The sequence below is a fragment of the Flavobacterium kochi genome (assembly GCF_048286715.1).
GTDB lineage: Bacteria > Bacteroidota > Bacteroidia > Flavobacteriales > Flavobacteriaceae > Flavobacterium.
The window spans coordinates 1-25,380 of record NZ_JBLVPW010000024.1; the positions used below are offsets into that span (position 1 = coordinate 1).

General features: G+C 35.6%; 19 protein-coding genes and 2 pseudogenes. 19 read left to right on the forward strand and 2 right to left on the reverse strand.

Features of this window, described 5'->3' with window-relative positions:
• Window positions 1-141 precede the first annotated feature (141 nt).
• The 13 genes and pseudogenes from ACNQGH_RS17770 to ACNQGH_RS17830 form a co-directional block, all read left to right on the forward strand.
• Window positions 142-328 (forward strand): annotated as a pseudogene (locus ACNQGH_RS17770) (hypothetical protein); the annotation flags it as partial.
• 37 nt (window positions 329-365) lie between these two features.
• Entirely contained in the window at window positions 366-473 is a 108-nt protein-coding gene (locus ACNQGH_RS17775; RefSeq protein WP_417957356.1) for a hypothetical protein, read from the forward strand.
• Window positions 474-587: 114 nt separating this feature from the next.
• Window positions 588-1,388, forward strand: a pseudogene (locus ACNQGH_RS17780) (PRTRC system ThiF family protein).
• Between the two features lie 580 nt (window positions 1,389-1,968).
• The gene (locus ACNQGH_RS17785; protein ID WP_417957357.1) at window positions 1,969-2,250 is read left to right on the forward strand and encodes a hypothetical protein; all 282 of its coding nucleotides are present in this window, start codon (window positions 1,969-1,971) and stop codon (window positions 2,248-2,250) included.
• Window positions 2,251-2,334: 84 nt separating this feature from the next.
• Window positions 2,335-2,730 carry a LytR/AlgR family response regulator transcription factor gene (locus ACNQGH_RS17790; RefSeq protein WP_417957358.1) on the forward strand — a complete coding sequence of 132 codons (396 nt, stop codon included), beginning with the start codon at window positions 2,335-2,337 and terminating at the stop codon, window positions 2,728-2,730.
• Between the two features lie 57 nt (window positions 2,731-2,787).
• Window positions 2,788-6,579, forward strand: coding sequence for a PAS domain S-box protein (locus ACNQGH_RS17795; protein ID WP_417957359.1), 3,792 nt, complete (start codon window positions 2,788-2,790; stop codon window positions 6,577-6,579).
• Entirely contained in the window at window positions 6,576-6,986 is a 411-nt protein-coding gene (locus tag ACNQGH_RS17800) for a response regulator (protein ID WP_417957360.1), read from the forward strand. Before ACNQGH_RS17795 ends, ACNQGH_RS17800 begins: the two co-directional genes overlap by 4 nt.
• Window positions 6,987-7,145: 159 nt before the next feature.
• Window positions 7,146-10,565, forward strand: a complete 3,420-nt coding sequence (locus ACNQGH_RS17805) for a PAS domain S-box protein (protein ID WP_417957361.1) — start codon at window positions 7,146-7,148, stop codon at window positions 10,563-10,565.
• Entirely contained in the window at window positions 10,562-10,972 is a 411-nt protein-coding gene (locus ACNQGH_RS17810) for a response regulator (protein ID WP_417957362.1), read from the forward strand. Before ACNQGH_RS17805 ends, ACNQGH_RS17810 begins: the two co-directional genes overlap by 4 nt.
• A gap of 994 nt (window positions 10,973-11,966) precedes the next feature.
• Window positions 11,967-12,479 (forward strand): DUF4402 domain-containing protein, encoded by a 513-nt coding sequence (locus ACNQGH_RS17815; protein WP_417957363.1) that lies wholly within the window; start codon window positions 11,967-11,969, stop codon window positions 12,477-12,479.
• Window positions 12,480-12,590: 111 nt separating this feature from the next.
• Window positions 12,591-13,067, forward strand: coding sequence for a DUF4402 domain-containing protein (locus ACNQGH_RS17820; protein ID WP_417957364.1), 477 nt, complete (start codon window positions 12,591-12,593; stop codon window positions 13,065-13,067).
• Window positions 13,068-13,162: 95 nt separating this feature from the next.
• Window positions 13,163-13,981 carry a fimbrial biogenesis chaperone gene (locus ACNQGH_RS17825; RefSeq protein WP_417957365.1) on the forward strand — a complete coding sequence of 273 codons (819 nt, stop codon included), beginning with the start codon at window positions 13,163-13,165 and terminating at the stop codon, window positions 13,979-13,981.
• A 210-nt stretch (window positions 13,982-14,191) separates the two neighbouring features.
• Entirely contained in the window at window positions 14,192-19,102 is a 4,911-nt protein-coding gene (locus ACNQGH_RS17830) for a hypothetical protein (protein ID WP_417957366.1), read from the forward strand.
• 512 nt (window positions 19,103-19,614) lie between these two features.
• Here ACNQGH_RS17830 and ACNQGH_RS17835 read toward each other — a convergent pair.
• Both ACNQGH_RS17835 and ACNQGH_RS17840 read right to left on the reverse strand, forming a co-directional pair.
• Complete coding sequence (locus tag ACNQGH_RS17835) at window positions 19,615-19,890, reverse strand: PAS domain-containing protein (protein ID WP_417957367.1); 276 nt, start codon at window positions 19,888-19,890, stop codon at window positions 19,615-19,617.
• Between the two features lie 371 nt (window positions 19,891-20,261).
• The gene (locus ACNQGH_RS17840) at window positions 20,262-20,891 is read right to left on the reverse strand and encodes a hypothetical protein (RefSeq protein WP_417957368.1); all 630 of its coding nucleotides are present in this window, start codon (window positions 20,889-20,891) and stop codon (window positions 20,262-20,264) included.
• Between the two features lie 737 nt (window positions 20,892-21,628).
• Here ACNQGH_RS17840 and ACNQGH_RS17845 point away from each other — a divergent pair.
• The 6 genes from ACNQGH_RS17845 to ACNQGH_RS17870 all read left to right on the forward strand — a co-directional run bounded on the left by ACNQGH_RS17845 (window position 21,629) and on the right by ACNQGH_RS17870 (window position 25,377).
• Window positions 21,629-22,024, forward strand: a complete 396-nt coding sequence (locus ACNQGH_RS17845; RefSeq protein WP_417957369.1) for a tyrosine-type recombinase/integrase — start codon at window positions 21,629-21,631, stop codon at window positions 22,022-22,024.
• Between the two features lie 137 nt (window positions 22,025-22,161).
• Window positions 22,162-22,386, forward strand: a complete 225-nt coding sequence (locus tag ACNQGH_RS17850; RefSeq protein ID WP_417957370.1) for a hypothetical protein — start codon at window positions 22,162-22,164, stop codon at window positions 22,384-22,386.
• 264 nt (window positions 22,387-22,650) lie between these two features.
• Entirely contained in the window at window positions 22,651-23,169 is a 519-nt protein-coding gene (locus tag ACNQGH_RS17855; RefSeq protein ID WP_417957371.1) for a DUF3347 domain-containing protein, read from the forward strand.
• Window positions 23,170-23,189: 20 nt separating this feature from the next.
• Entirely contained in the window at window positions 23,190-24,008 is an 819-nt protein-coding gene (locus ACNQGH_RS17860) for a heavy metal-binding domain-containing protein (RefSeq protein WP_417957372.1), read from the forward strand.
• Window positions 24,009-24,194: 186 nt separating this feature from the next.
• Window positions 24,195-24,908: a DUF3347 domain-containing protein gene (locus ACNQGH_RS17865; protein ID WP_417957373.1), complete on the forward strand. Its 714-nt coding sequence runs from the start codon at window positions 24,195-24,197 to the stop codon at window positions 24,906-24,908.
• A 1-nt stretch (window position 24,909) separates the two neighbouring features.
• Window positions 24,910-25,377: a heme-binding domain-containing protein gene (locus ACNQGH_RS17870; RefSeq protein WP_417957374.1), complete on the forward strand. Its 468-nt coding sequence runs from the start codon at window positions 24,910-24,912 to the stop codon at window positions 25,375-25,377.
• Window positions 25,378-25,380: the final 3 nt, after the last annotated feature.

A 25,380-nucleotide genomic window follows, 5' to 3' on the forward strand; every position in this document is an offset into this window, starting at 1 on the left:
AATAACATCATTATCAATGATTTAATATTTTGGCTTGCCTGTGGATTCAAAATTGTATAATTACGGAATAATCTTACAATATATGAAAATCTACGGGTATTGCCAAATTTTTAACCAATTATCTTATTGGTTTTTAGTGAAATAAGCGATTATTTACCGAAGTGTTGGAGTGACAAAGGCGAATTATTAAACAACAAGGATTTCTACAATCCTTCAAGAATGCAGATCATTTACCTCATTCTTCAAAACGATGCACAAACGAGCAGTGAAACACATGCTTGAAGCTGACTTCGATGCTCATTTAGACAATGAAAAGCACGATAAAACCGCCATTTTTCAACCTTTATCAAGATGGCAGGGTCTGTATGGGTACAGTAGCAGTCACTATCAAATCGGATTGCCTCTTGGAAGAATTTATAGCCCTATGGGAACAGTATTTCTTCAATAGCTATTTCAGACCTCATCGGGGATAAAAGTCCCATAAAGGGAAATATCATACCCCTTTGGCAAAGTCTTGTGGGAAGCAGAAAACAGTTTCAGATAAAATCCCTGCTAAAAAATGGTCTGACAATTAAAACACTACTATCATGAACACGCTAAAAGCTATGCATTACACCGATAATTACCTGATAAACCCAACCAATCCCATAACCGTGAACCTTACGGTGCAGGAGGTACGGGAAGCCGAATGCTTACAGAACTCGCAAGGATGAACCATAGTCTGATAGCATTAGGACATACCGGACTACAAGTAAATCTCTACGATGATGATATAAACTACAGCCAATCAGGGACGACAGCTTTTTGCCGATGCCGAAGTCGGCTTATGTAAATCCGTAGCACTTATCAACCGAACCAATCGCTTTTTCGGAACGAACTGGAAAGCCATAACAGAGCAGTTCTCTACCGCCAATCTCAAATCCCTTCCCAATCTCGTCAAGACAAACATCTATATCAGTTGTGTGGATACCGTATCGGCACGTTTTGACATCGCAAATACATTACAGGACGGCACAGGTTACAGTAATTGGGAACGCAACAAATCCTTGTACTGGCTCGATATTGGAAATAGCCAAAATACAGGACAGGCTCTACTGTCCACTATAGGTAAAATCAAACAGCCCAGTTCCAAACTATACAGGACTGTACCTAATCTTCCTATGGTTACAGAAGAATTTAGAGAACTGCTCGAAGCACAGACCGATAACATCGAGCCGAGTTGTTCTCTTGCCGAAGCATTGCAAAAACAGGATTTGTTCATCAATGCCACCCTAGCCAGTATGGGAGCATCATTATTGTGGAAGCTATTCCGTGAAGGCATGACCGAGTATAGGGGCTTCTTTTTGAATTTAGGGGATTTCAGGCTAATGCCAATACCGGTAGGCTAATGCCCGCCGCCCCGCAATTGCACTTCCTGCGTCAGTCCAATTCCGGGGCGTTTTAAGCGCTACTTTCCCTTTCGCAGAACTTGCCTTTTCTCGGCAGTTCACGCAAGTGAAAGCGTTTTTATATTATTATCGAAGAATAATACAAATCTTTTTTTAGCTTCTTTGTTTTTCTTTGAATAAAAAAGTTTAAAAGGCATTTGAAGTAGACAAGTATATAATCTATCCGATAAAATTAGTGTTCTTTGTAATTTGTAAAAGGAAGGGATCTATTGAAAAATAAATGAGTAATTATTATTTGTGTTTTCACCAAAATTGACGAAGAACCAATATCACTGGAATAGCTACGCTAATTCCACAAGCAGGCCCTTTTTGCTTCACTTATACTAATTTGTAGAACACTTATTACTTTTAACTATATAAATAATATACTATTTCACCTCGTTATTAGTTAATATCATACATTATATCTTTATTAATTTAATGTTTACTATTTACATAAAAAACTAAAAATCAATATAATAAATCATCTGTTTATATTAATAATTTAATATAAATATCATTAACTACCAATACAAAACCTATGACGCCTATTAACGCCATAATCATAACTGAAGAAAAAGACACTTTATTAATTTTAAAAAAATTTGAAGAAGAGAACTTTATGATTATAAAAATAATCGGTGATGCAGATTCTATAACTGAGGGAATCGCAATAATAAAATCAAAAAAACCGGATGTCATTTTCTTAGATTTCCTTTTTAAGGATGATCTTTTTTTTGAAATGCTCAAACAATTAGAATTTAGTATCCCAAAACTGGTATTCATCTCGGCGCATGAAAATATTGCCGTCAAAGCATTTTAACACAATGCAATTGATTTTATCTTAAAACCAATTGATTTTAATGCTATTATTTTAGCCGTTTATAAAGTAATCAAAAGAACTGAAATGGAACGCAGTTATCAGAATCAAAAAATTAATAACATTAATATTTTGAACTCTTTTAATCAGTCAAATGACTATGTTGCCATTGCATCCTTAGATAAAATAGAACTAATTCTGATGTCGGAAATTATATTCTGTCAGGCTGATGGAAAATACACTAATTTTTTCCTCTTAAATGGTAAAAAGATCATGTCCAGCAGAAATTTAGGAGAATACAGTACGCTGCTGGATAATAACTATTTTTTCAGAATCCATCATTCCTATATTATTAATCTGCGACACATATCAAAAATCTCCAAAAAGGATGGCTATTTCTGTGAATTTTCAAATGGAATTATTTTACCGGTGGCTAAAAGAAGGCAGGAGGATTTTAACAAATTTATAAAGCTTAAAGAGTAATACATTCAAAATAGCACCTTGAAACTGCTTGCCTTTTTATAAAGAGTATAGACATCTATGAAAACTAAAATACTAATAATTGAACACGACCTTGCTGCTATTACTGCGATTCAACATGTGCTGAAAATAGGCCATGTCAATTGTATAACAGAAATAGTGCAGTCCGCAAAAGAGTTTGAAAAGGCGCTCCATCAGTTCAAACCGGATCTCATACTTTCCAATTACACTCTTCCATGCTTTGACGGACTTACTGCATTTAAAATAAAGCAAAAGCTGGCACCACAAACTCCGTTAATTTTTGTTTCTAAAACTATTGGTGAAGAAAATGCTATTGAACTGATTAAAAACGGTGTTACCGATTTTGTATTAAAAGAAAGACTTTTCACTTTAACCAATAAAGTGAACCGTGCACTAAAAGAAGCTGAAATAAGCAAATTGATTGCGAAATTTAAGCAATCGGAAGAAATTCACTTGAAAGAATTGGGACAAAATGAAGCTAAGTTTCGAGGCTTATTTGAAACCAATATCGATGGTGTCCTTCTTACTAGAAGCGATGGTGAGATTTTAGCGGCTGATCCTGCTGCCTGTGACATTTTTCAAATGACTGAAAAGGAAATTATTGATGTTGGAATATTTGACCTTATAGATGCTCCAGATTCAGTGCTAAAAATACTGTTAGACGACGTTCAACTTACAGGCCGGACAAAAGGAAAGCTTACATTTGTTCGTAAAGACAGCAGCAGGTTTCTCGGAAAATTTACTTTGGCACTATTTAAAGATGCCTATGGAGAAGAACGAACCTCCATGATTATTCGTGATATATCTGAACGAAAAAACGCTGAACAGGCTTTGAAAGCAAGTGAATCTTTCAGCAAAGGAATCCTTGATTCATTAACGTCTCACATCGCTGTTATAAATTCACTAGGAACCATTCTTAAAGTAAACAAGTCATGGAATACATTTGCGCAAAATAATAACGGTACATCTACCGAAAAATATGGTGAAGGAGCCAACTATTTTGATGCATGCAGTAGTCGAAACAATGCTACAGACGACCTTGCTTCTAAGGCGTTGAAAGGAATAAAAGACGTTCTTAATGGCATCATAAATGAATTTTATTTAGAATATCCTTGTCATTCTCCTGTAACAGAAAGATGGTTTAACATGAGGGTAAATAAATTTGAAAGCTCTGAAACTATGGTATTGATTGAACATCATGATATATCTGAACGTAAGATGGCGGAACAAAAACTTTCTATAACAACTAAAGCGCTACAGAAGTCTTTAAATGATAATAATAAAATCTTAGATTTCTCATTGGATCTGATTTGTTCCTATAATGAAGAAGGAAGGTTTGTACATATGAATGCAGCGTCAGAACGCATTTTGGGCTACAAACCCCAGGAATTAATAGGCAAGAAATATATGGACTTCATATTTCATGATGATGCTGAAAATACCAGAATGGCAGCTATTGATATTAGAAGTGGCGTGCAGTTAACTATGTTTGAAAATCGGTTTATACATAAAAACGGAAGTATTGTTCCCTTGCTTTGGTCTGCAGTATGGGACGATGAGTACAAAATGAGCTATTGCATGGCCAAAGATGTCACCGATAAAAAAAACTTAGAAAAAGCGTTTGAAATTGAAAGACAGCGGTTTCACGATTTGTATTTGCAGGCTCCTTCCTGCATGGGAATTTTAAAAGGATCCAACCATGTTTATGAATTGGCCAACAATTTATATTTACAGTTAATCGATAAAAAAGATATCATTGGCAAAACCGTAAAAGAAGTCTTACCGGAACTCGAAGCACAAGGAATTTTTAAATTTTTAGATACCGTATATAAAACTGGGGAAACTTTTTCAGCCAATGAAATGCTTGTCAAATTTGATCATAATGGAAACGGAAAGCTGGTGGATACTTACCTGAATTTCATATACCAGGCCCACAGAGATGCGGACGGCAATATTGACGGTATTCTTTTCTTTGCTAATGATGTAACTGAGCAGGTATTATCTCGCAAAAAAATAGAGGATAGCTTACTGCGCTATACTTCCCTCATCGAACAAGCAAGCGATGCTATTTGTTTTATGGATGCCTCCATGAAAATCATTGAGGTAAACCACTACGCATGCGAGAAATTAGGCTATTCGAAAGCGGAGATTTTACAGCTTTCTGCAGCAGACTTCTTTTTAAAGGAAGACCTTAAGGCAAACCCTATAAAAATTGATCCCTTAAAAGGAGGAAATACCGTCAGAGGCGAACGAAAAATCCTAACAAAAGACGGCACCTTAATTGACGTGGAGCTGTCTGCAAAAATACTGAAAGATGGTAATATGCTTCTCTTTGTCCGTGATGTCAGCGAACATAAAAAAGCACAGCAGACCGTAATGGAAAGTGAAAAAAAATACCGTCAAATCGTAGAAACCGCCCAGGAAGGGATATGGCTGATTGACGAAAATCACAAAACCACTTTTGTTAATAACAAAATGTGCGAAATATTAGAATACACCCAAAAAGAAATGATGGGAAAAGAAATTTATTTTTTTATGGACGATGAGGGGCCGCAGATCGTGGCCAAATTAATGAAGAAGAAAAAGGAAGGTCACTCCAATCAAAGACATTTTAAATATATCTCTAAGTCTGGTAAAGAAATATGGGCAAATGTTGCTGCCAATCCATTTATAAGTGAAAGTGGGATTTATGAAGGAAGTATGGCAATGGTTACCGATATTACAGAAATTAAAAAAGCACAACAAACCCTCAAGGAAAATGAAAAAAAATATCGGTATCTCTTTGACAACAATCCAATGCCAATGTGGGTTATTGATTTAATTACTTTTAAATTTCTAGATGTAAATAAAATGGCAATCCTGCAATATGGATATAGCCGAGAGGAATTCCTTTCTATGACTGCTTTGGATATAAGACCAGACCAGGATAAAGATCATTTCATAAAATCAAATAATTCTTCAGAAATTAACGCAACAAATTTTAATAGGGGAATATGGAACCATCTGAAGAAAGACCGAACCATTATTCCGGTCGAAATCATTGCACATGAAATAATTTATGAAGGAGTTCCGGCACGGTTTATACTTTCAAATGACATCACCGATCGCAGAAAAGCAGAACTAAATCTAGAAAGACGCAATAAAGAACTTATCAAAACCAATTCAGAACTGGATCGCTTTGTATACAGCGTATCCCATGATTTACGTTCCCCCCTAACCTCCATTCTTGGCTTACTTTCTTTTATTGAAACAGAAAGCCTCGAGACCGATACCCTTGAACATGCTAAGATGATACGTAATAGTATCAATCGTCTGGATGAATTCATTAAAAATATTCTTAGTTATTCGCGAAACAATCGCACCGGGCTTGAAATAGAAAAGATTTCGGTACAGGAAAAGGTCCTTGCTATCGTACATACGCTTCAAAGCCTGAAAGAAGCAAAAGAAATTCATTTTGAAATTGATATTAAAGAACAACAGCCTTTTTATACGGACAGGCTGCGTTTTAATACCATTCTGGAAAATCTTATTTCTAATGCTATAAAACACCATAAGAAAGACCTATCTGGCAGATATATAAAAATTACCGGACGGTCAGACTACGAAAAATTGCAGCTCACCATAGCCGATAACGGGATTGGAATTGCACTAAAGTATCATCAAAAAATATTTGACATGTTTTTTCGCCTGTCGGGTAAAACAGATGGTTCGGGCATCGGGCTATATATCGTAAAGGATGCCGTTGAAATATTGCAAGGTTCCATTGAAATCCAGTCTGAAAAAGGGACTGGAACCACTTTTATTGTTACACTAAAAAATTTAAAACCATGATAACAGAATTACAATCGAAATTTGAAACCGTAATGCTTATCGATGATAATACCATTGATTTATATATCTCCTCACGCTTGATTATTAAAAACTATTTTGGAAAAAAAGTGCTGGAGTATTCCGATGCAAAAGAAGCACTAAAATATTTGCAGGACAATCAGGAGAATATTGCCGAGCTTCCACAGGTAATTTTTGTAGACATATATATGCCCCTGATGTCGGGTTTTGAATTTCTGGAGGCTTATGATAAACTGTCTCCTGCTTTAAAAAAAAATTGCAGGGCATACATAGTTTCCTCAACCATTGACAATGAAGACATCGCTCGTGCCAAGAGAAATAAAAACGTAGTTTGTTTTCAGGTAAAACCTATTACGAAACAATTTCTTGACCTTATAAGCCCTCGATAAATATATATTTATTTATAGTTAAAGAGTATAGGGGGCTGATTCATCTATGGCTCTGATATAAGTCGACCATACTAGTCCATTTATACTAAACCAAATTTAAAACAATTACGCAAATATTTGTATTATTCCGAAAAACTACATTAAAATAAAATGATACCAATGGTAACCAAAATATTAATAGTCGAACACGACACTAATGATATTAAGTCTATTCAACACGAATTAAAGAGAAGCCATCTCAACTGTTTAACAACAATTGCACAATCAGAAAAAGAGTATGAAATAGCGCTACATAATTTCAAACCTGACCTTATACTTTCCAATTATAGTTCGCCATGTTTTAACGCTTTGACTGTTTTTAAGTTGAAACAAAAACTTGCACCACAAGCACCATTTATTTTTGTTACAAAAATCATTGACATTGATACTGTCATAGCACTTATTAAAATTGGAGTTACCGATTTTGTCCAAAAAGAGAAACTCAGCACCCTAGCGACTAAAATACACCGAGCTTTAAAAGAGACTGCATTAAATATCTCACTTAATCAGTTGGAAGAAGTAGAGGATCCGCACACAAAATTCCAAACTTTTTTTGAAAACAGTAGGGATAGTACGCCGTTTACAATAAACGACGAACAAATTCATGTTGCTAATCCTATCGATTTTAAAATTCCTCAAACAACTCAAAATATTGTTCCTTTGGAATTGTCCGGTATTGTTGATCATACAGCGCCACAATCAGAAAAAATTTTAGACGAACATAAACCTAACTGCCGGACGAAAGAAGAAAAGGCAGTGGTTCATAAAGAAGAGACCCTGTTTGTTGATCAACTCAATGGGCCAGTGTTTAAAGCCCCTAACGGAAAAGAAATAATTTCGAGGATTGTACCCACAGCAAAAGAACATAAACTTACCGAAGCGATTTTTAAAGAAAGTGACATCTTTAGCAAAAATATCCTTGACACAATTAGTTCTCAAATCGTTGTGATAAATGCAACAGGAACCATTCTTAAAGTAAATAAACCTTGGAAAACAACTGCCCTGCATAATAGCGGTATCAATTTAGAAAAATATAGTGAGGGTGCAAACTATTTTGATGTATGGAATAATCAAAGTGATATTGGAGATGACTATGCATTAAAAGCGCGACAAGGAATAAAAAAAGTATTTAATAGTACATTAAATGAATTTTATCTAGAATACCCTTGTCATCGTCTGGTTGACGAAAAATGGTTCTACATGAGAGTAAAAAAAATTGAGCGCTTGGAAACTATGGTACTGATTGAACATCATGATATATCAAAGCATAAAATGGCGGAACAAAAACTTTCCATAGCAACTAATGCATTACAAAAGTCATTAAATGATAATAATAAAATATTAGATTCCTCGTTAGATATAATTTGTTCATTTAATGAAAAAGGAAGGTTTGTTCAGGTAAATAATGCATCGGAATCCATTTGGGGATACAAACCCCTCGAATTAATTGGTAAGAGATATATGGATTTGGTTTATCCTGAAGACGCTGAAAACACAATAAATGCAGCTAACGATATGAGAAACGGTGAGCCCGCAATTATGTTTGAAAATCGATATATACATAAAAATGGAACTATTGTCTCGATGCTTTGGTCTGCAATATGGGATGACAACTACAAATTGAGCTATTGCATTGCTAAAAATGTAACTGAAAAAAAAAGCTTAGAGAATGCTTTTGAAATTGAGAAAAAGCAATTCATCGATTTATGCTTACAGGCGCCTATTTGTATAGGAATATTAAAGGGACCAAACTATATTTATGAAATGGTAAACCCCCATTATTTAAAGTTAATCGGTAAAAAAAATATCATTGGCAAGACAGTAAAAGAAGTATTGCCGGAACTCGAAGCACAGGGAATTTTTGATTTTTTGGATAGGGTATATCAAACAGGTGAAACTTTTTCAGCGAATGAAATGCTTGTAAAATATAACCACCATGGAACTGGGAAATTAGTGAATACCTATTTGAATTTTATCTATCAGGCGCATAGAAACGTTGACGGTACTATCGATGGCATTGTTCTCTTTGCTAATGATGTAACAGAACAGGTAGCCTCACGAAAAAAAATAGAAGAAAGTGAAAAGCGTTATTGGGAACTCATACAGAACTTACCAGTGGCGACCTACTCCTGCGACGCCAAAGGACGCATAATGATATACAATAAAGCTGCAGCTGCCTTATGGGGCAGAGAACCTGAAATTGAAAAAGATATGTGGTGTGGCTCATTAAATGTTTATAATAGGGATGGCAAGCGACTTACTTTTGATTTATATCCAACGGCGATAGCACTAAAGGACAGGAAATCATTGGTCGGTGAAGAAATAATCATCGGACGTCCCAACGGCGATAAGAGAAATGTGTTAACGTACTCAGTACCTTTTATTGATATTCAAAATAAGGTAACAGGAGCGGTTAATGTGATGGCTGATATCACTGAAAGTAAAATGGCACGGCTAGCCATGAAGGAAAGTGAAAAAAAATACCGGCAGATTGTTGAAACTGCTCAGGAAGGAATATGGATGATCGATGAAAATCACAAAACTACCTTTGTGAATACAAAAATGTGCGAGATACTTGAATATACCCTGGAAGAAATAATGGAAAAAGAGATTTTTTATTTTATGAATGAGAAGGGAATAAATATTGCCCTCGAGTTAATGAAAAAGAATAAAGCGGATTATTCCGGTCATTTGAACTTCAAATTTATATCTAAAACGGGAATAGAAGTTTGGACTCATATTTCTACAAACCCTATTTTTAATTCAGATGGGATCTATAAAGGCGCTTTGGCTATGGTTACTGATATTACCGAAAGAAAAAAAGCAGAACGACATCTCGAAAAGCAAAATATAGAGCTCGTCAAAATCAATGCGGAACTCGACCGCTTTGTATATAGTGTCTCTCATGATTTGCGCTCCCCACTTACGTCCATCCTCGGACTACTTTCTTTTATCGAAGAAGAAAGCCGGGAGACAGATACTTTAGAACATGCAGCAATGATACGCATCAGCATCAACCGCCTGGATGAATTCATCAAAAACATTCTGAGCTACTCTCGGAACAGCCGCCTCACAGTCGAAGTAGAAAAAATTTTAATTCAGGAAACAACAACCGCCATAGTAGATTCGCTTCGCAATATCGAAATGGCAAAAGGAATTCATTTTGAAATTGACATTAAGGAACACCAGCCTTTCCATTCCGACAGCCTGCGTTTTAATACTATACTTGAAAATCTTATTTCCAATGCCATAAAACACCATAAAAAAAATGAATCCGGCAGATTTATAAAAATAACAGGATATACCGACAATGAAAAGCTTAGACTCAGCATATCCGATAATGGTATCGGAATTGCGCCAACGTATCATAATAAAATATTTGATATGTTTTTTCGTCTCTCCGGAAAAACAGATGGTTCCGGCATCGGCTTATATATCGTAAAGGATATCACCGAGAAACTAGGGGGATCTGTTCACGTCGAGTCTGAGTTAGGAAGCGGAAGTGCCTTTATTATTACACTAAAAAATTTAAAACCATGATAGCAGATTTACAACCGAAATTTGAAACGGTAATGATTATTGACGACATTGCCATTGACCTTTATATCACATCGCGTATAATTACTAAAAACCATTTTGGAAAGAAAGTATTAGAGTATTCGGCTGCAGATAAGGCTCTAAAATATTTACAGGAAAATCAAAATAATATTTCCATGCTGCCGCAGATAATTTTTATAGACATATACATGCCCCTATTCTCAGGTTTTGAATTTCTGGAGGCGTATGATAAGCTCCCCCCTGCTTTAAAAAATCATTGCAGGCTGTATATTCTTTCCTCCACCATTAATGATGCTGACATCGCGTGCGCGCGCAACGACAAAAATGTAGTTTCCTTTCAATTAAAACCCATTACCAAAGAATTCCTTGACCGGATTATTGCAGACTGAGTAACTTTTCATCAATTAAAATCTAAAAATTTAAGCATCTATTTTGATCTTTACATTTTTAGATTTTTTATTTTCTATACCCAACAGAAAATTTTGCAAAATTTCCAATTTATCATGATGGTCATTGTTACTATTTCTCCTTGCAAAACTATTTTAAGTACCACTAATGCCTAGTAAAAATTAATTATTAGTCAATGCAATCTAGATTATTGAAAGAGGATTAAAATAATAATGATAGGTTTCATCTAATACAGTGCGCCATACTTTTCAGTTTTTATTAAAAAATACAATTCTTAGACAAAATTCCCAAAGTGAATCTTAACCTCAATCATGAAAAAAGCACAGCAATTTTATTCCATTTAAATAATCTTATTAGTATTATTTTGCACTACTACTATTATCATAAATGGCTAATCCAGTCCACCACCTCATGTTTAGAAAAACTGCCTGCCCAAAGCACTGATTTATATCTAATCCAATGATTCTCACAGAAATTACATATGCCTTTTTTCTTATTAGAAAAAAAATCGTGTTTAGTAAAAATTGATCTTCAATCTTTTTTATTGGTATCATATAGACAAAAACATCAAAAGCATTTTATCTTTCCAATTCGAAATACGACTTTTTCAATCTAATAGTACCCAATTATATCGTACAACTAAATTTATATTGCCACAGAGCCATATTATATAATTGAAATAAACCAGGGTATTTTTGAGAATAAAAAATATAATTTGTTTATTTTTTTAAATCAATAACAACTAAGAATACAATTTGTTTTTGCTCATTTTAATTTCTAAATATCAAATTAACACATTTAATTGAATAAAATAATAATAATTTAACATTTTATATTTGTTTATCATTTTCCTTTGTATTTCTACAAATAACAGTTATCACTACTGCTGCCCACTTATCACTTCTTGCTTTATATTTAAAATTTATTCCTTTCTATTTGCAAAATAATTCATTTTAACCCCAAATCTTTTTTTACATGAAAAAAATTACCTCAATTATTGCAATCGTCATCTTATCTGTTGCTTTTTCAACAACTACTTCAGCACAAGTATCTGCTTCAGCGCCTACTTCTGCAACTATTGTTACTCCAATTTCCATTGTGAAAAACACAAACATGAGTTTTGGAAACGTAGCCGTTTCGTCTACTGCCGGTACGGTAGTTTTAGCTCCTGCTAGTACTCGTACTAAAACAGGAGGAGTAACACTCCCGGTAACAGCTGGTACTGTGACTGCGGCTCAATTTACGGTAAGCGGTCAGGCCGGTTACACTTATGCGATTACGTTACCTACGACGCTTACAATTACTAAAGCTACAACTCTTGAAACGATGACTGTTGATGCTTTCACCAGCACGCCTACTCCAACCGGAACTTTAACAGCTGGTTCAGAAGTTGTTCTTGTAGGTGCAACTTTAAACGTTAGCTCCTTACAAGTTGCTGGTTTATACGAGAATGCAACAGGTTTTGCAGTGACTGTAAATTATAACTAGTAGTAATAAAGGGGTGCTGCCAGTTTTGGCAGCACCCCTTTATTTATTATTTTATACTGTCCTGTCCAAAAAAGCAAGCCCCAAAACGGAATGAATGAAACAAGGACTCCCATGAAAGAGAAAATTTTACTGCTGTTACTCTATTTTTTACCCTTTTCCGGTTCTTTAATGGCGCAAGTTTCCATCTCCATTTCGAAAAATACGGACATGAATTTTGGTACTATAGCGGTTTCATCGGGTGGTGGCACAGTGCTTTTACCTGCTTCCGGATCAAGAACTCCTTCAGGTGGGCTAATCCTGCCCTCCTTTACCGGAACTGTTAGTGCAGCGCAATTTACGGTAACTGGTGAGCCCGGTTATAGCTATGCAATTACGTTACCCATAGCTGATTTCATACTTTATGAATCTGGAGCTGGTCCTGCAACAATGGTTGTTAATGCTTTCACCAGTACACCTTCTGCAACCGGTACATTAACCGGTGGTCCAGAAACTGTTCTTGTTGGCGCAACGCTAAATGTCGGAGCCTCACAAGCTGCAGCTTTGTATACCAATGCCGCAGGTTTTGAAGTGATTGTAAATTATAATTAGACGTACAAAAAGGCCATTTTACATACCTTTTTTCAAATCTTTAAACCGTTGCTGTCAATACTAAAATTGAAAGCTAAAATATTGAATGATTCCCCATGAAAGAGAAAATTTTACTGCTGTTACTGTTGTTTTTACCCTTTGCCAATCGCTTAATTGCACAAGGGGACCTGATGATTTTTCCAAAACGCATCGCCTTTGACGGCATCCAAAATAGAGTGCAGAATATAAACCTGTCCAATGTCGGGAAGGATACCGCCACCTATAAACTGTCGTACAGCGAGATAAAAATGGATCAGGAGGGTAAATTTATTTCCATTGAAGAGCCGGAACCCGGCCAGCGCTTTGCGTCTCCTTATTTACGGTTTTACCCCCGCATGGTTACTCTTGCTCCCAATGAATCGCAAACAGTAAAAATACAGCTGATCAAAACCAATGAACTGCAGCAAGGGGAATACCGTTCCCATCTTTATTTCCGTGCCGTGCCTAAAAACAAGGTTTTAGAGAAAGAGGATTCCACCCATAAGCAGGAAGGCTTGAGCATTAGTATAACGCCGGTTTTTGGAATTTCAATTGCCAATATCATTACCATAGGAGAAGCTACCACGGCCGTGAGGCTTTCGAATTTGGCAGTGCAACGAACCGAAGAGGGAATTGCGCTTTTCATGGATTTTAATCGGACCGGTAATACGTCCTGCTATGGCGACATACAGGTCAACCATATTTCTGCTGCAGGAATTACCACCAATGCAGCCACCGTAAAAGGTTTTGCCGTGTACATGCCGGGGAATTTACGAAGAACTAAAATAAAACTGAGTGCTGACCAAAAGACAGATTATACCAAAGGCCAGCTTCAGGTCATTTATTCTCCCCAAGACAAAGGCACTAAATATGCTGAAGCCACCCTCCGTTTATAACATCCTAAAATACATCACCCATGTATTCCTTAAAGGTACGTTTATTTATTTTACTGCCCACAATAGCTGTTCTTAGAATGGATTCCTTAATTGCCGCCGCCTTTCTTACTGAGGATAGCTTACGGCCTGTTAACCTATATAATGGGTAAGTGCAGCCAAAAAAAACATATTCCACTTAACAGCAGGTGGCCTGCTTTCCTCGGGTTGTTTATGAACAAGTCCGGCACCCTTTTATATTTATTTATTATCCTATTAGCAAGTTTGCATTCTTCTGCCAACGCGCAAGAACGCGACTGCGATGAAGTACTGGTGTTGCTTCAGGTGAAATACATTGGTAGTACCGAGCTGCCTTCGATAATCTGTGGCGAGGAGGTGTATCTTTCGGTGCCCGCTGTTTTTGATTTTTTACAGATTAAAAACACCACTAATACTACTTACAGCACCATTGAAGGTTATTTTACCCAACAGAACAACTCTTTCAAAATTGATGAAAACGCCAGGCAGATCACCTATAAAGGCCGGGTAATTCCGCTGAAAGCGGGCGATTTAATCCGCACCAATACCAATTTGTTCCTGAAAGCCATCTATTTTAATTCGGTTTTTGAGCTTGAAAATAATTTTAGCTTTAGGAGTTTGGCGGTTTCGATGTCCTCGAAATTGGAACTACCAGCCATAAAAGAAGCGCGTATCGCACAGATGCGGGCCAATATCAACAAAATCAAAAACGAATTTACTGCCGATACCACCCTTATCAGAGACAAACCCCTGTTTCATTTCGGAACAGCCAACTGGGCCGTGAATGCTACTCAGCAGACCAATGGAACCCGTTCTGAAAGACTGCTTTTAAATTTGGGAGGCATGCTTGCCGGAGGGGAATTGACAAGCGCAATTAACTATGGCAGTAACCAGCCTTTTTCAATAAAAAACCAATATTACCGTTGGCGGTATGTCAAAGACAACGATAAATACGTAAGCCAAATCACGCTGGGAAAAATAGGCGCGTCGTCAACGTCTACTATTTTATATCCGGTTGTCGGAGGGCAAATCACCAATGCGCCCACCCAAATCAGAAAATCCTTCGGCACCTATGCCTTAAGCGATCATACCCAACCCGACTGGATGGTGGAGCTCTACATAAACAATGTGCTGGTCGATTACGTCAAAGCGGATGCCAATGGTTTTTTTTCCTTTAATGTTCCGCTGATGTATGGCCGCACCGAAATTTCACTGCGGTATTACGGTCCCTGGGGTGAAGAACAGGTTTCAGGCAAACAATTTGTGATTCCTTTTAATTTTCTTCCCAAAAAAAAATTAGAATACGTTCTGAGTTCCGGGATTATAGAAGATGGCAAGAACAGTCTTTTTGCTAATGCAAAAGTAAACTATGGCCTTTCTAATTATATTACTATTGGAGGCGGGATGGAATACTTTTCGTCTTTAAAAAACAATAAAATCATCCCTTTTTTCAATTCGTCCATGCGTGTATCGTCTCAATTGTTTATTTCTGGAGGCTACTATCATAAGGTTATGTATAACGGAATATTGAACTATACCGCTCTTAACAACCTCCGATTGGAGCTGGATTATACAAAGTATGACAAGTACCAACAGGCTATACGTTTCAATTATTCAGAAACGCGCAAGGCGACGCTGTCCTTCCCTATACATACCGCTCATTTTTCGGGTAATTCCCGATTGTCCTTGCAGCAAAATGTGTATAATACCAGTAAATACACTATTGCCGAATCTTTATTATCGGGAACGGGGTATGGATTGAACTTTAATTTTACTACCAATTTATTTTATACCGATACCAATAAACCATTTATCTACAGCAACCTGTCCACTTCACTCCGGCTCCCAAAAGGCTTTGTTTTAATTCCTCAGCTAAGGTACGAATACAATGCTGACGGCATCACTTCATTAAGAGCCGAACTGAAAAAACAACTGTTTCGCAAAGGGAGTGTTCAAGCGTCTTTTGATCGTAATTTCAAGACCAGCAGCAGCTACCTGCAAATGGGTTTCCGATATGATTTCGAGACGATAAGCACAGGTTTTTCAAGCAGTTTTACCAAAAATCAAGCTTCGTTTTCCCAGTCGGCCAGCGGTAGCCTGATTTATGAGCCCAAAGCAGATTTTATCGATTTTAACAATAAGACCAGTGTAGGAAGGGCAAGTATGAAATTCATTCCTTTTTTAGATGCCAACGGCAATGGAAAACGAGACCCAAATGAACCTCCCGTAATTGGCCTGCAGATTCTATTGAATGGTGGCGGCAGACAGATCAATTCCAAAGACGGAACCACTATAATTACCGAATTAGAACCATATATAAAAAATCATGTAGAACTCAACACCAATAGTATCAATACTATTGCATGGCAGGTCATCAACAAAACCTTAAACATTACGCTAAACCCCAATCAATTAAAAATAATTGAAATCCCTGTTGTTGTAGTAGGAGAAGTGGGAGGAACAGTTAACAGAAATGAAAATGGGAAACTCATTGGAACCGGTGGTTTGAAAATCAATATTTATGATATTGATAATGTTCTTACCACAACCATTCTTTCAGAACCAGACGGGTATTTTAGTTTCCTGGGTTTAAAATCGGGTAGGTATTCCGCAAAAATAGATTCGCTGCAATTACAAAAACTACAAATGAAGGCAGAACCCGCCAACGCACCTTTTGAAATTAACAACGGAGTGGATGGAGCCATTGTGGACAATATTGAATTTGTATTGCATAAAGGAAAAATTGAAAAATCGGATACTGAAACTGTTCCGTTAAACAATCCAAGTAAAACAGTAGGTGTTGCAGTTTCTGAAATCGCGACTGATCAAATAGAATATAGCAAAGAAGTCATTTATAGCGTGCAACTGCTGTCCTCTAAAATACAACTTCCGTTAAATCATCCATGGTTCAAAAACAAGAACGAAATGGTCGAATATGAACATCACGGTGTTTACAAATATATTTGGGGCTCTAGCACCTCACGCAGTGAAGCCAACAAAATTAAAAATAAATTACGTTCGGAAGGCTATCACGATGCTTTTGTAGTACCATTTTATGACCACAAAAGGATCAGCAGGCAAGAAGCCAAGGCAATTGACAAAAAGAACGCCGCTATTCAGTTAGCAGCCACCTCTCGCAAAACACAACCCGAAATCTCCACCCCCAACACTTCCTTTATTAATGTAAGTATAGAAGAACAATATGGAGGCACTCTGGAAGAGGGATTAATTTTTAAGACCCAGCTTTTAGCTTCAAAAAAGAAAGTGGCACTATCTGATTCTTTTTTCAAAGGTTTGAAAGACGTTAAAGAATACCTGCATAAGGGATTGTACAAATATACTATTGGCACAAATAAATCGATGGCCGAAGCGAACAAGATTAAAAATAAGCTGCGTTCCAATGGATTCTTTGGCGCTTTTGTAGTACCCTTTAATGACAATAAAAGAATAGATGCCCAAGAAGTCACAACAATTATTAAAAAGAAGGTGGTTGTTCCGTTAGTAACTGTTCCTCAAGAATTACAGCCTGAGATTTCAATCCCATACGCGCCCATTATCACTGGAAGTGTACCAGAACAGTATGGAAGCGGTTCAGAAGAAGGATTAATTTTCAAGACCCAACTTTTGGCTTCAAAAAAGAAATTAGCATTAACTGATCCGATTTTTAAAGGTTTGAAAGGCATTAAAGAGTACCTGCATAAAAAATTATATAAATACACTATGGGGATCAGTAAATCGCTAAAGAAAGCGAACAAAATTAAAAACAAACTGCGTTCCCAAGGGTTCTTCGGGACTTTTGTAGTGCCTTTTTATCACAATAAGAGGACAAGCATACAAGAAGCCGAAGCAATCAATAAAAAGAATGCTGCTGATCTGCTGGAAGCCGCTTTTCAAAAATCACAATTAGACCAAGCCAACCCCAGTGTTGCCGTTACTGATGCTAGTATAGAAGACCAATATGGAAATAGCCCTGAAGACGGATTGGTTTTCAAGAATCAGCTTTTAGCTTCAAAAAAGAAAATGGAATTATCTGATCCGATTTTCAAAGGTCTTAAAGGCATTAAAGAGTATAGACATAAGGGAATGTATAAATACACAACGGGTACCAGTAAATCGATAGCGGAAGCGAACGACATACGAAACAAGCTCCGTTTTCAGGGATTTCCTAATGCTTTTGTAGTGCCTTTTTATAACGATGAGAGAATTAACTCCGGTAAAATCAGCGGAGTAGTGTTCTATAAAAGTAAAAATTTAGATGGAATTGCCGGCATAAGAGTATTTATCTATGACTCCAATAATACTAAAATTACATCCACCCTTTCAGAGGCCGACGGAACCTTTACCCTTCTGGGCTTAAAACCGGGAGATTACACTGCCCAATTAGACGGTGAACAATTGGATAAAGCACAAATGATACCAAGAGCACTTGTTCAAAAATTCAATATAGCCAATATTAATGGGAATGTTGAGGCTAAATTGGAATTTATCCTAGAAGCAAAAGACAATAAAAACCAAACGCCTGATGAAAAATCTAACGGCAATAAAATAACTTCTCAAAAAGGCCTGGTTTTCAAGATCCAGATAATGGCTTCAAAACATAAACAATCTTTTTCCAATTCGTTATTTAAAGCATTAAAAGGAATTGAAATGTATCAACATGAAGGTTTGTACAAATACACTTGGGGAGAAGCCAATACGCTGGAAGAAATAAGAAAAATAAAAAGAGACCTTCAGAATCGCGGAATTAAAAATGCTTTTATAATCCCTTTTTATAATGAGGTGAGAATGAATTTGCAAGAAGCTACCGGGGAGGTTTCCCTGAAGATGAATGGTGATTTATACGAACTTGGAGGAATTAAAATAAATATTTATGATGATGACACTATTTTTATTACCTCGTTAGTTTCAAAATCCGATGGACATTTTAGTTTTCTTGGGTTACGTCCCGGAAATTACAGGGCAGAATTAGACCAGACTCAATTGGATTATTTGAAGATGACTTCTAATACCGATTCTTTACAATTCAGTATTGGCAACAATGGTGATGTTGATGTTACCGAGCTATTGAAATTTATACTTCATCCAAACATAACCAATCCAAAATAATTATTCCCAAGTATTAATAATGATTAAAATATTTTTTAGAACTTATAAGTATTCTCAATCGAACATCATAGCCAGATAAATAGCTTACTTACTTTTTATTTTCAACACTATAAAAGTAGTTCTATTAAGAATTGGACGAATCTGTTCACGGCACGACAGTATTGCAAAGCAAAGTTTATATAAGGAAATAGTACAGCATAGAAGAACTATTACATCTATAGGCGGAATTGATTGTAGCCTTCACAAATCAGAGTTATAAATCCAATCCGCCCTGCGACAATTGTCGAAGCAAGCAAAAAGGATTATGTGATCATGCAACAGCAGATGATTCATGGCGCGAGTGTATCCTTTGAGAAAATGATTGGCAACTTGAGGCTATAAGAAGCGGATAAACTAATTAAGTTGGATTGTTGATTAAGTTCCTGATCATTAAAATAGAGTACGCATTGACTCATCAAGTGCATTTGATTGACCTAAAATATTCACAGTAGATTGTCTTACTCTATGCGAAGTCATAAAAATCTTCTTTGAGCTTTGAGCTCGATTATGTGATCTTTTAGACTGGTAATATCAGCTACTACTCCCACCGTTCCGATGGGCTTTCCGTCTTGGTCGCGGACTAAATAACCGCTGTCAGAAAAATAATAAACTTTTCCTTTATTATCCAGATAACGACATTCACTAGACCAAAAATTTTCTTTGCTTTCAAAAAAATAGACAATACTGTTCATAACTCTGTCGTGGTCATCAGATGAATGCAATTTGGCCAACTTGCAAGGTCCAGCCATTCCTTTCCTTTTTTTAGTCCAAACGGCGTCATCGTTTATTTCTCATTCGCAATGATAGGGCAGCTCCATCAAATGGAGGAAGATTATAATATGATATCAGGGTCAAAAATATCCAGAGCATTTTCAAAAGCTTCATGTGTTTCAACAATCTCCGAAGTGAAAATCAGTAGCCAATTTATTCAGTTCACGCATTACTAATCCTACATCACTTTTATTGTCTTCCTATATTACTATTTTTAAAATCTTTTCCATACTGATTTTATTGAGGTGGTTGATTTAACATGCCATAAGTAAACCACCTCCGGTTCTATATAAGGCTTAAAGGTTGGTCTTTCAGACCCGCCGAAGCCTTTGTTATTGTCAGCTAGTCTTTACTTAACCAAAATCGCATCAAGATATTTAAAGTTAAAATTTTGTAAACTGTCTAAAGTCTTATTTATCTTAAATACGTCAATCTCAACTTCATTATTCCAATTCAATAACATATAGTTAGAATTAGTTTTTGAGAATAAATGGAACATTAATTTAAAATCTTTAATATTTTCAAATTGTGGTATCAATTCATCATATATGTAACCTTTCATTTTATAAATTCTATTATCATTATCTATTTTTATAAAACCTACATATTGTTTTTTTATACTTTCTAATAATTGCAAAAAATTATTTATTCCTTCTTCTAATCTATAAATTAAAAAATACAAAGTTACTAATCCTAATTCAGAAAGTACGCGAACCTTATCATCACTTATTTTAACAAGAACATCGTCTAAATATTCGTCTGAAAAAGGAACTGAACTTACATATTCCGGGGTATATATATGTCTAAGGGTTAAATTTTCAAATCTCTTTAAAACTTCAAGATATCCGTTTTTAACTCCATAAAAATCAGCATTATAACATTTATACCATTTATCATAATTGTAGTTTTGATTAAAATCAAATCTTTTTGTTAATACTTGATATAATAGACATATTTTATTATATTCCTCCTGATCCATTTTTATTGGTTTTATGTTTCGGTCTTTCGGATAGCCGAAGCTCACAACTTGAAATATCTCAGCCACAAAATGGCTGCAATTTCCCCAAATTTAGGTTGGCTTTGTGCCATAAAATAGCTTTTTACTATGCTTTACCAAACATACAAAACCATTTCTTCCATTCTTTAAATAAAAAAGGCACTTCTCACTATCTTTTTTATTCCTTACCCCCTATTCCAATTATAGACTCATTTTATTCCCTCTTATATACCCCCTACCGGAATAATTATTATCAATATTATTTCATACCTCAAATACAGAAGGTATAAGATTTCCCGTTTTAACATGAAATCAAAAACTCCGTTTTTGACAACTTCTAATCCCAAATTGACAAATATTCCATATCGCTATAAAATAAAAAATGTCTACTGCATCTTTTCATATGTGTTTTCATTCATTCACTGTTCATTGTTCAGTTACGCACGCAGCGAAAACTTAGCTATTGTACTAAACCTATCGGTAGTTCATTACGTGAACAAGATGTATCAAAGGATCGTAATATTACAATGAATTTAAAATCAATATCATAAAAAAACAAATGCTTCTCACAAGGTAGCAAGTTCTGTAACCATTGTCCAACAGCCTTGCAACAAAGTAAGTAATTTCACCGAACTTTATCAAGACTTACAACGATTTTTGTTAATACGTCCGGCCAGAGCCCCAGTTTGTTTGTTAGTTACGGCAGACATCTAGCTCATTTGGCGTTACATTGTAGCGTACTTCCTACGAAATTAGACTCCAAACAAATTTTAGATCATTTGAATTTTGTAACTGTCTTTAAATTTACGGTTTACGACATGCGATATGCCTACAAAATGCGTGGCTTGCCTTTCGAACAATTTTGCCTTCCCGAAATCAAGCATGCTCAAAAACTCCCTACTGTTCTCAACAATAGCGAGGTGAAACGGTTACTGGAAGTTTGCAAATTACTCAAATATCGGTTGCTATTGGACTTGTGTTATGGTTATGGTTTGCGTTGTCCGGATGTACGAAACCTGTGTATTGGCGGTGCAGATACCGAGCGAGGCATGGTTCACATCCGACAGAGCAAGGGTAAAAAGAATCGCATTGTTGCCATGGGCCCTATGCTATAAGAGGGAGCCAAAACTATTGCTGGAAGCAATTTTAACGATTTTAACAAATTTTTAGTGACACATTACTATAATTTAGCTAATTTTGATTTATTATTTTTCTAAGATGAAAAAGTTCCACATTTTACTAATCATTGTACTTGGCTTCTTCTTGGCGCCAACGCCAACTTTTGCCTGTGGAAATTATTCAAAGAAAGGTTCTTGTAACAAAGAAATTTCGTCAAAAACTCATAAGGACGATTGTTGTTGCTCAAATGGCAATCATTCTAAAAATAAAAATCACGAAGGTTGTGGTGGAAAATGCGGGCATTCAAAATGTGGTTGCACTTCTTCATGTAATAGTTCAATTTCAATTAATGGATTGAATTTAAATAACAAAATTTTTAATTTTTCATACGAAAAACAAAATTTTTATAATTCAGAAACCTTTATTTCTTCCGGTTTCTGTTCTCTTTGGCTTATACCTAAAATAAGCTAAATTTCAATTTTGACAGCCATAAGTGTGTCAAATTAAAAGTAATTATTACTTTAAAATCATTTATTTTTTCGGCTAATTATAATTTAAACTATAGTTTCAAATACTATTGTTTGGGTATTTAGCTAATTCAATTCTAAATTATTTACTTACAATGAACTCATTAAAAAAAACAATGATGGCAATAACTCTATTGTTATCAGTCGTGGTTTCCACTGCGCAAATTAAAAACACTAAAACACAACAAATAACTGAGAACCAATTGAAACCAGTTTTCGATAATTATTTCTTATTGAAAGATGCCTTGGTAAAAACAGCTGGTAAAACGGCTTCTGTAAAGTCAAAGGACTTATTAATAGCGATCACTTCTGTAAAAATGGAAAACTTAAAAACAGCGGAGCATACCGTCTGGATGAAAGTTTTGAAAAGTTTAACTGCTAGTGCTAAAAATATTTCTGAAACACAAGACATCAAGAAGCAAAGGGAACTTTTCAAATCATTATCTAAAAATATGCATGAATTGATAAAAGTTTCAAAATTAACAGCACCCGTTTATTATCAGTATTGCCCAATGCAAGATGCTAATTGGTTAAGCAAAGAAAATGCAGTTAAAAACCCTTATTATGGTTCACAAATGTTGAGCTGTGGTAAAACAGTTGAAATAATTAAGTAATATTTAAAAACAATATAAAGATGAAAACATTAATTATCGTACTAAGCGTATTCTTAGCAATTAGCACAGTAGCATCAGCTCAAAATGTTACCAAACCCTCAAAAAAAGAGGCTCAAAAAACAACTTACAGCTGTCCGATGCATCCAGATGAAGTGAGTTTAACAGCAGGAGGGTGTAGCAAATGTGGAATGAAAATGGTAAAAACCACGGAACGAAAATTCAATCACGCTGTAAAGGGAAGTCAAGCAAGCAGTGAGGTTGTTACAAAATATGTTTGTAGTATGGATAGCACCACTTCCGCTGAACCAGGAAAATGTCCGAAATGCGGAATGGATATGACAAAAAAAGAAGTTCAAAAAACAACTTACAGCTGTCCAATGCATCCAGAAGAAGTGAGTTCAATAGAAGGTGACTGTAGCAAATGCGGAATGAAAATGGTAAAAACCACGGAACGAAAATACAATCACGCTATAAAGGGAAGTCAAGCAAGCAGTGAGGTTGTTACAAAATATGTTTGTAGTATGGATGGCACCACTTCCGATGAACCAGGAAAATGTCCGAAATGCGGAATGGATATGGTACAAAGAGAAGTTCATAAAACAACTTATACCTGTCCGATGCATCCGGAAGAAATGAGTTTAATAGAAGGTGGATGTAGCAAATGCGGAATGAAAATGATTAAAACTAGAAAATATAACCACGCTGTTAAAGGTAGTCAAGCCAGCAGTGAGATTGTTACAAAATATGTTTGTACGATGGATGGTACAACTTCCGATGAACCAGGAAAATGTCCGAAATGTGGGATGGATATGACTAAAAAAGAAGGTGATAAAAAATAATCCTTTCCTGTAAATTTTAGATTTACTTTTATGTATGTATTGACTGTGCACTTATGATTATAATTGAAGCATAAAATGATTTAATTGTGCTGTAAAAAAAACACAGAGTGGATTTTCAAAAAAAATATTGAGTATAAAATAGTACCATAGTAACCTAATTATTAATGATTAAAAAATTTAAAAAAAATGAAAAATATAATTCTTTCAGCCATTACAATGGCATTCGTAATGGTTTCTTGTAACCAAAAAAACAAAGAAGGGGTCACAACTAATTCAGAAACAAAAGAGAGCACTTCACAATTGTATGCATGCCTTATGCATCCAGAAATTACAGGAAAAAAGGGAGAGAAATGCTCTAGATGTGGTATGGAATTAACAGAGCCGGTAAATGAAGCTGCCAAAACTGCTTCCAGCACTCTAACTGAAGTAAAAGCCGAAACAACTGTTGCGGCAGTATCACAAACTAAATTTTCTATCAATGAGATTGTGAGTAATTATTTGACTTTAAAAAACGCATTAACGAAAGATGATACAAAAGGAGCAGCCAATGCAGGTAAAGCATTATATGCAACTTTCAATAACCTAAATTCCAATACAATAATAGATGCAAAATTGAAAAAGGAATATCTTGATATAGCCGATGATGCCAAAGAACACGCAGAACATATTGGTGATAACGCAGGGAAAATCGAACATCAAAGAGAACATTTCGCCATGTTGAGTAAAGACATAAATGATTTAATCAAAACCTTTGGAACAGAACAAAAATTGTATCAAGACCATTGCCCAATGTACGATGATGGTAAAGGCGCCATTTGGATTAGTGAAAGCAAAGACATCAAAAACCCATATTACGGCAAAAAAATGCTTAGCTGCGGCTCAATGAAAAAAGAATTGTAGAATGAAAATCATCAAAAGAATAGTTGTCGTGGGTTTTATTCTTTTTTTGCTGATGCAATTGTATCAACCTGCCCATAATTCAGATAACGGGCAGGTTTTGCCTACGCACTTTACAAAAATATATAATGTGCCTGCCAATGTGCGAACCATTTTACAAACCTCGTGTTACGACTGTCATAGCAACAATACTAATTATCCGTGGCATTCCTACATTCAGCCAGTGCGAATGTTGATGGAAAGTCATATTAAAAATGGAAAGAAAGATTTGAACTTTAGTGAATTTGGAAACTACTCAAATCGAAAACAAATAAGCAAATTAGAAGCAATTAGCAAACAAATAAAGTCTAATGAAATGCCTTTGTCTTCTTATACTTTCATTCATAAAAATGCAATACTTTCTAGTAGTCAAAAACAAGAAGTAATTAATTGGATTCAAAAAACCGCCGATAGCCTTTCAATAGAAAACTAAAAA

Bases quoted from the DNA above. Each gene is read 5' to 3' on its own strand.
- ACNQGH_RS17800 (WP_417957360.1), top strand. From the start codon at position 6,576: ATGATAACAGAATTACAATCGAAATTTGAAACCGTAATGCTTATCGAT.
- ACNQGH_RS17865 (WP_417957373.1), top strand. From the start codon at position 24,195: ATGAAAAATATAATTCTTTCAGCCATTACAATGGCATTCGTAATGGTT.
- ACNQGH_RS17860 (WP_417957372.1), top strand. From the start codon at position 23,190: ATGAAAACATTAATTATCGTACTAAGCGTATTCTTAGCAATTAGCACA.
- ACNQGH_RS17840 (WP_417957368.1), bottom strand. From the start codon at position 20,891: ATGGATCAGGAGGAATATAATAAAATATGTCTATTATATCAAGTATTA.
- ACNQGH_RS17820 (WP_417957364.1), top strand. From the start codon at position 12,591: ATGAAAGAGAAAATTTTACTGCTGTTACTCTATTTTTTACCCTTTTCC.
- ACNQGH_RS17855 (WP_417957371.1), top strand. From the start codon at position 22,651: ATGAACTCATTAAAAAAAACAATGATGGCAATAACTCTATTGTTATCA.
- ACNQGH_RS17835 (WP_417957367.1), bottom strand. From the start codon at position 19,890: ATGGCTGGACCTTGCAAGTTGGCCAAATTGCATTCATCTGATGACCAC.
- ACNQGH_RS17870 (WP_417957374.1), top strand. From the start codon at position 24,910: ATGAAAATCATCAAAAGAATAGTTGTCGTGGGTTTTATTCTTTTTTTG.
- ACNQGH_RS17825 (WP_417957365.1), top strand. From the start codon at position 13,163: ATGAAAGAGAAAATTTTACTGCTGTTACTGTTGTTTTTACCCTTTGCC.
- ACNQGH_RS17795 (WP_417957359.1), top strand. From the start codon at position 2,788: ATGAAAACTAAAATACTAATAATTGAACACGACCTTGCTGCTATTACT.
- ACNQGH_RS17810 (WP_417957362.1), top strand. From the start codon at position 10,562: ATGATAGCAGATTTACAACCGAAATTTGAAACGGTAATGATTATTGAC.
- ACNQGH_RS17830 (WP_417957366.1), top strand. From the start codon at position 14,192: ATGAACAAGTCCGGCACCCTTTTATATTTATTTATTATCCTATTAGCA.
- ACNQGH_RS17785 (WP_417957357.1), top strand. From the start codon at position 1,969: ATGACGCCTATTAACGCCATAATCATAACTGAAGAAAAAGACACTTTA.
- ACNQGH_RS17775 (WP_417957356.1), top strand. From the start codon at position 366: ATGGGTACAGTAGCAGTCACTATCAAATCGGATTGCCTCTTGGAAGAA.
- ACNQGH_RS17805 (WP_417957361.1), top strand. From the start codon at position 7,146: ATGGTAACCAAAATATTAATAGTCGAACACGACACTAATGATATTAAG.
- ACNQGH_RS17815 (WP_417957363.1), top strand. From the start codon at position 11,967: ATGAAAAAAATTACCTCAATTATTGCAATCGTCATCTTATCTGTTGCT.
- ACNQGH_RS17790 (WP_417957358.1), top strand. From the start codon at position 2,335: ATGGAACGCAGTTATCAGAATCAAAAAATTAATAACATTAATATTTTG.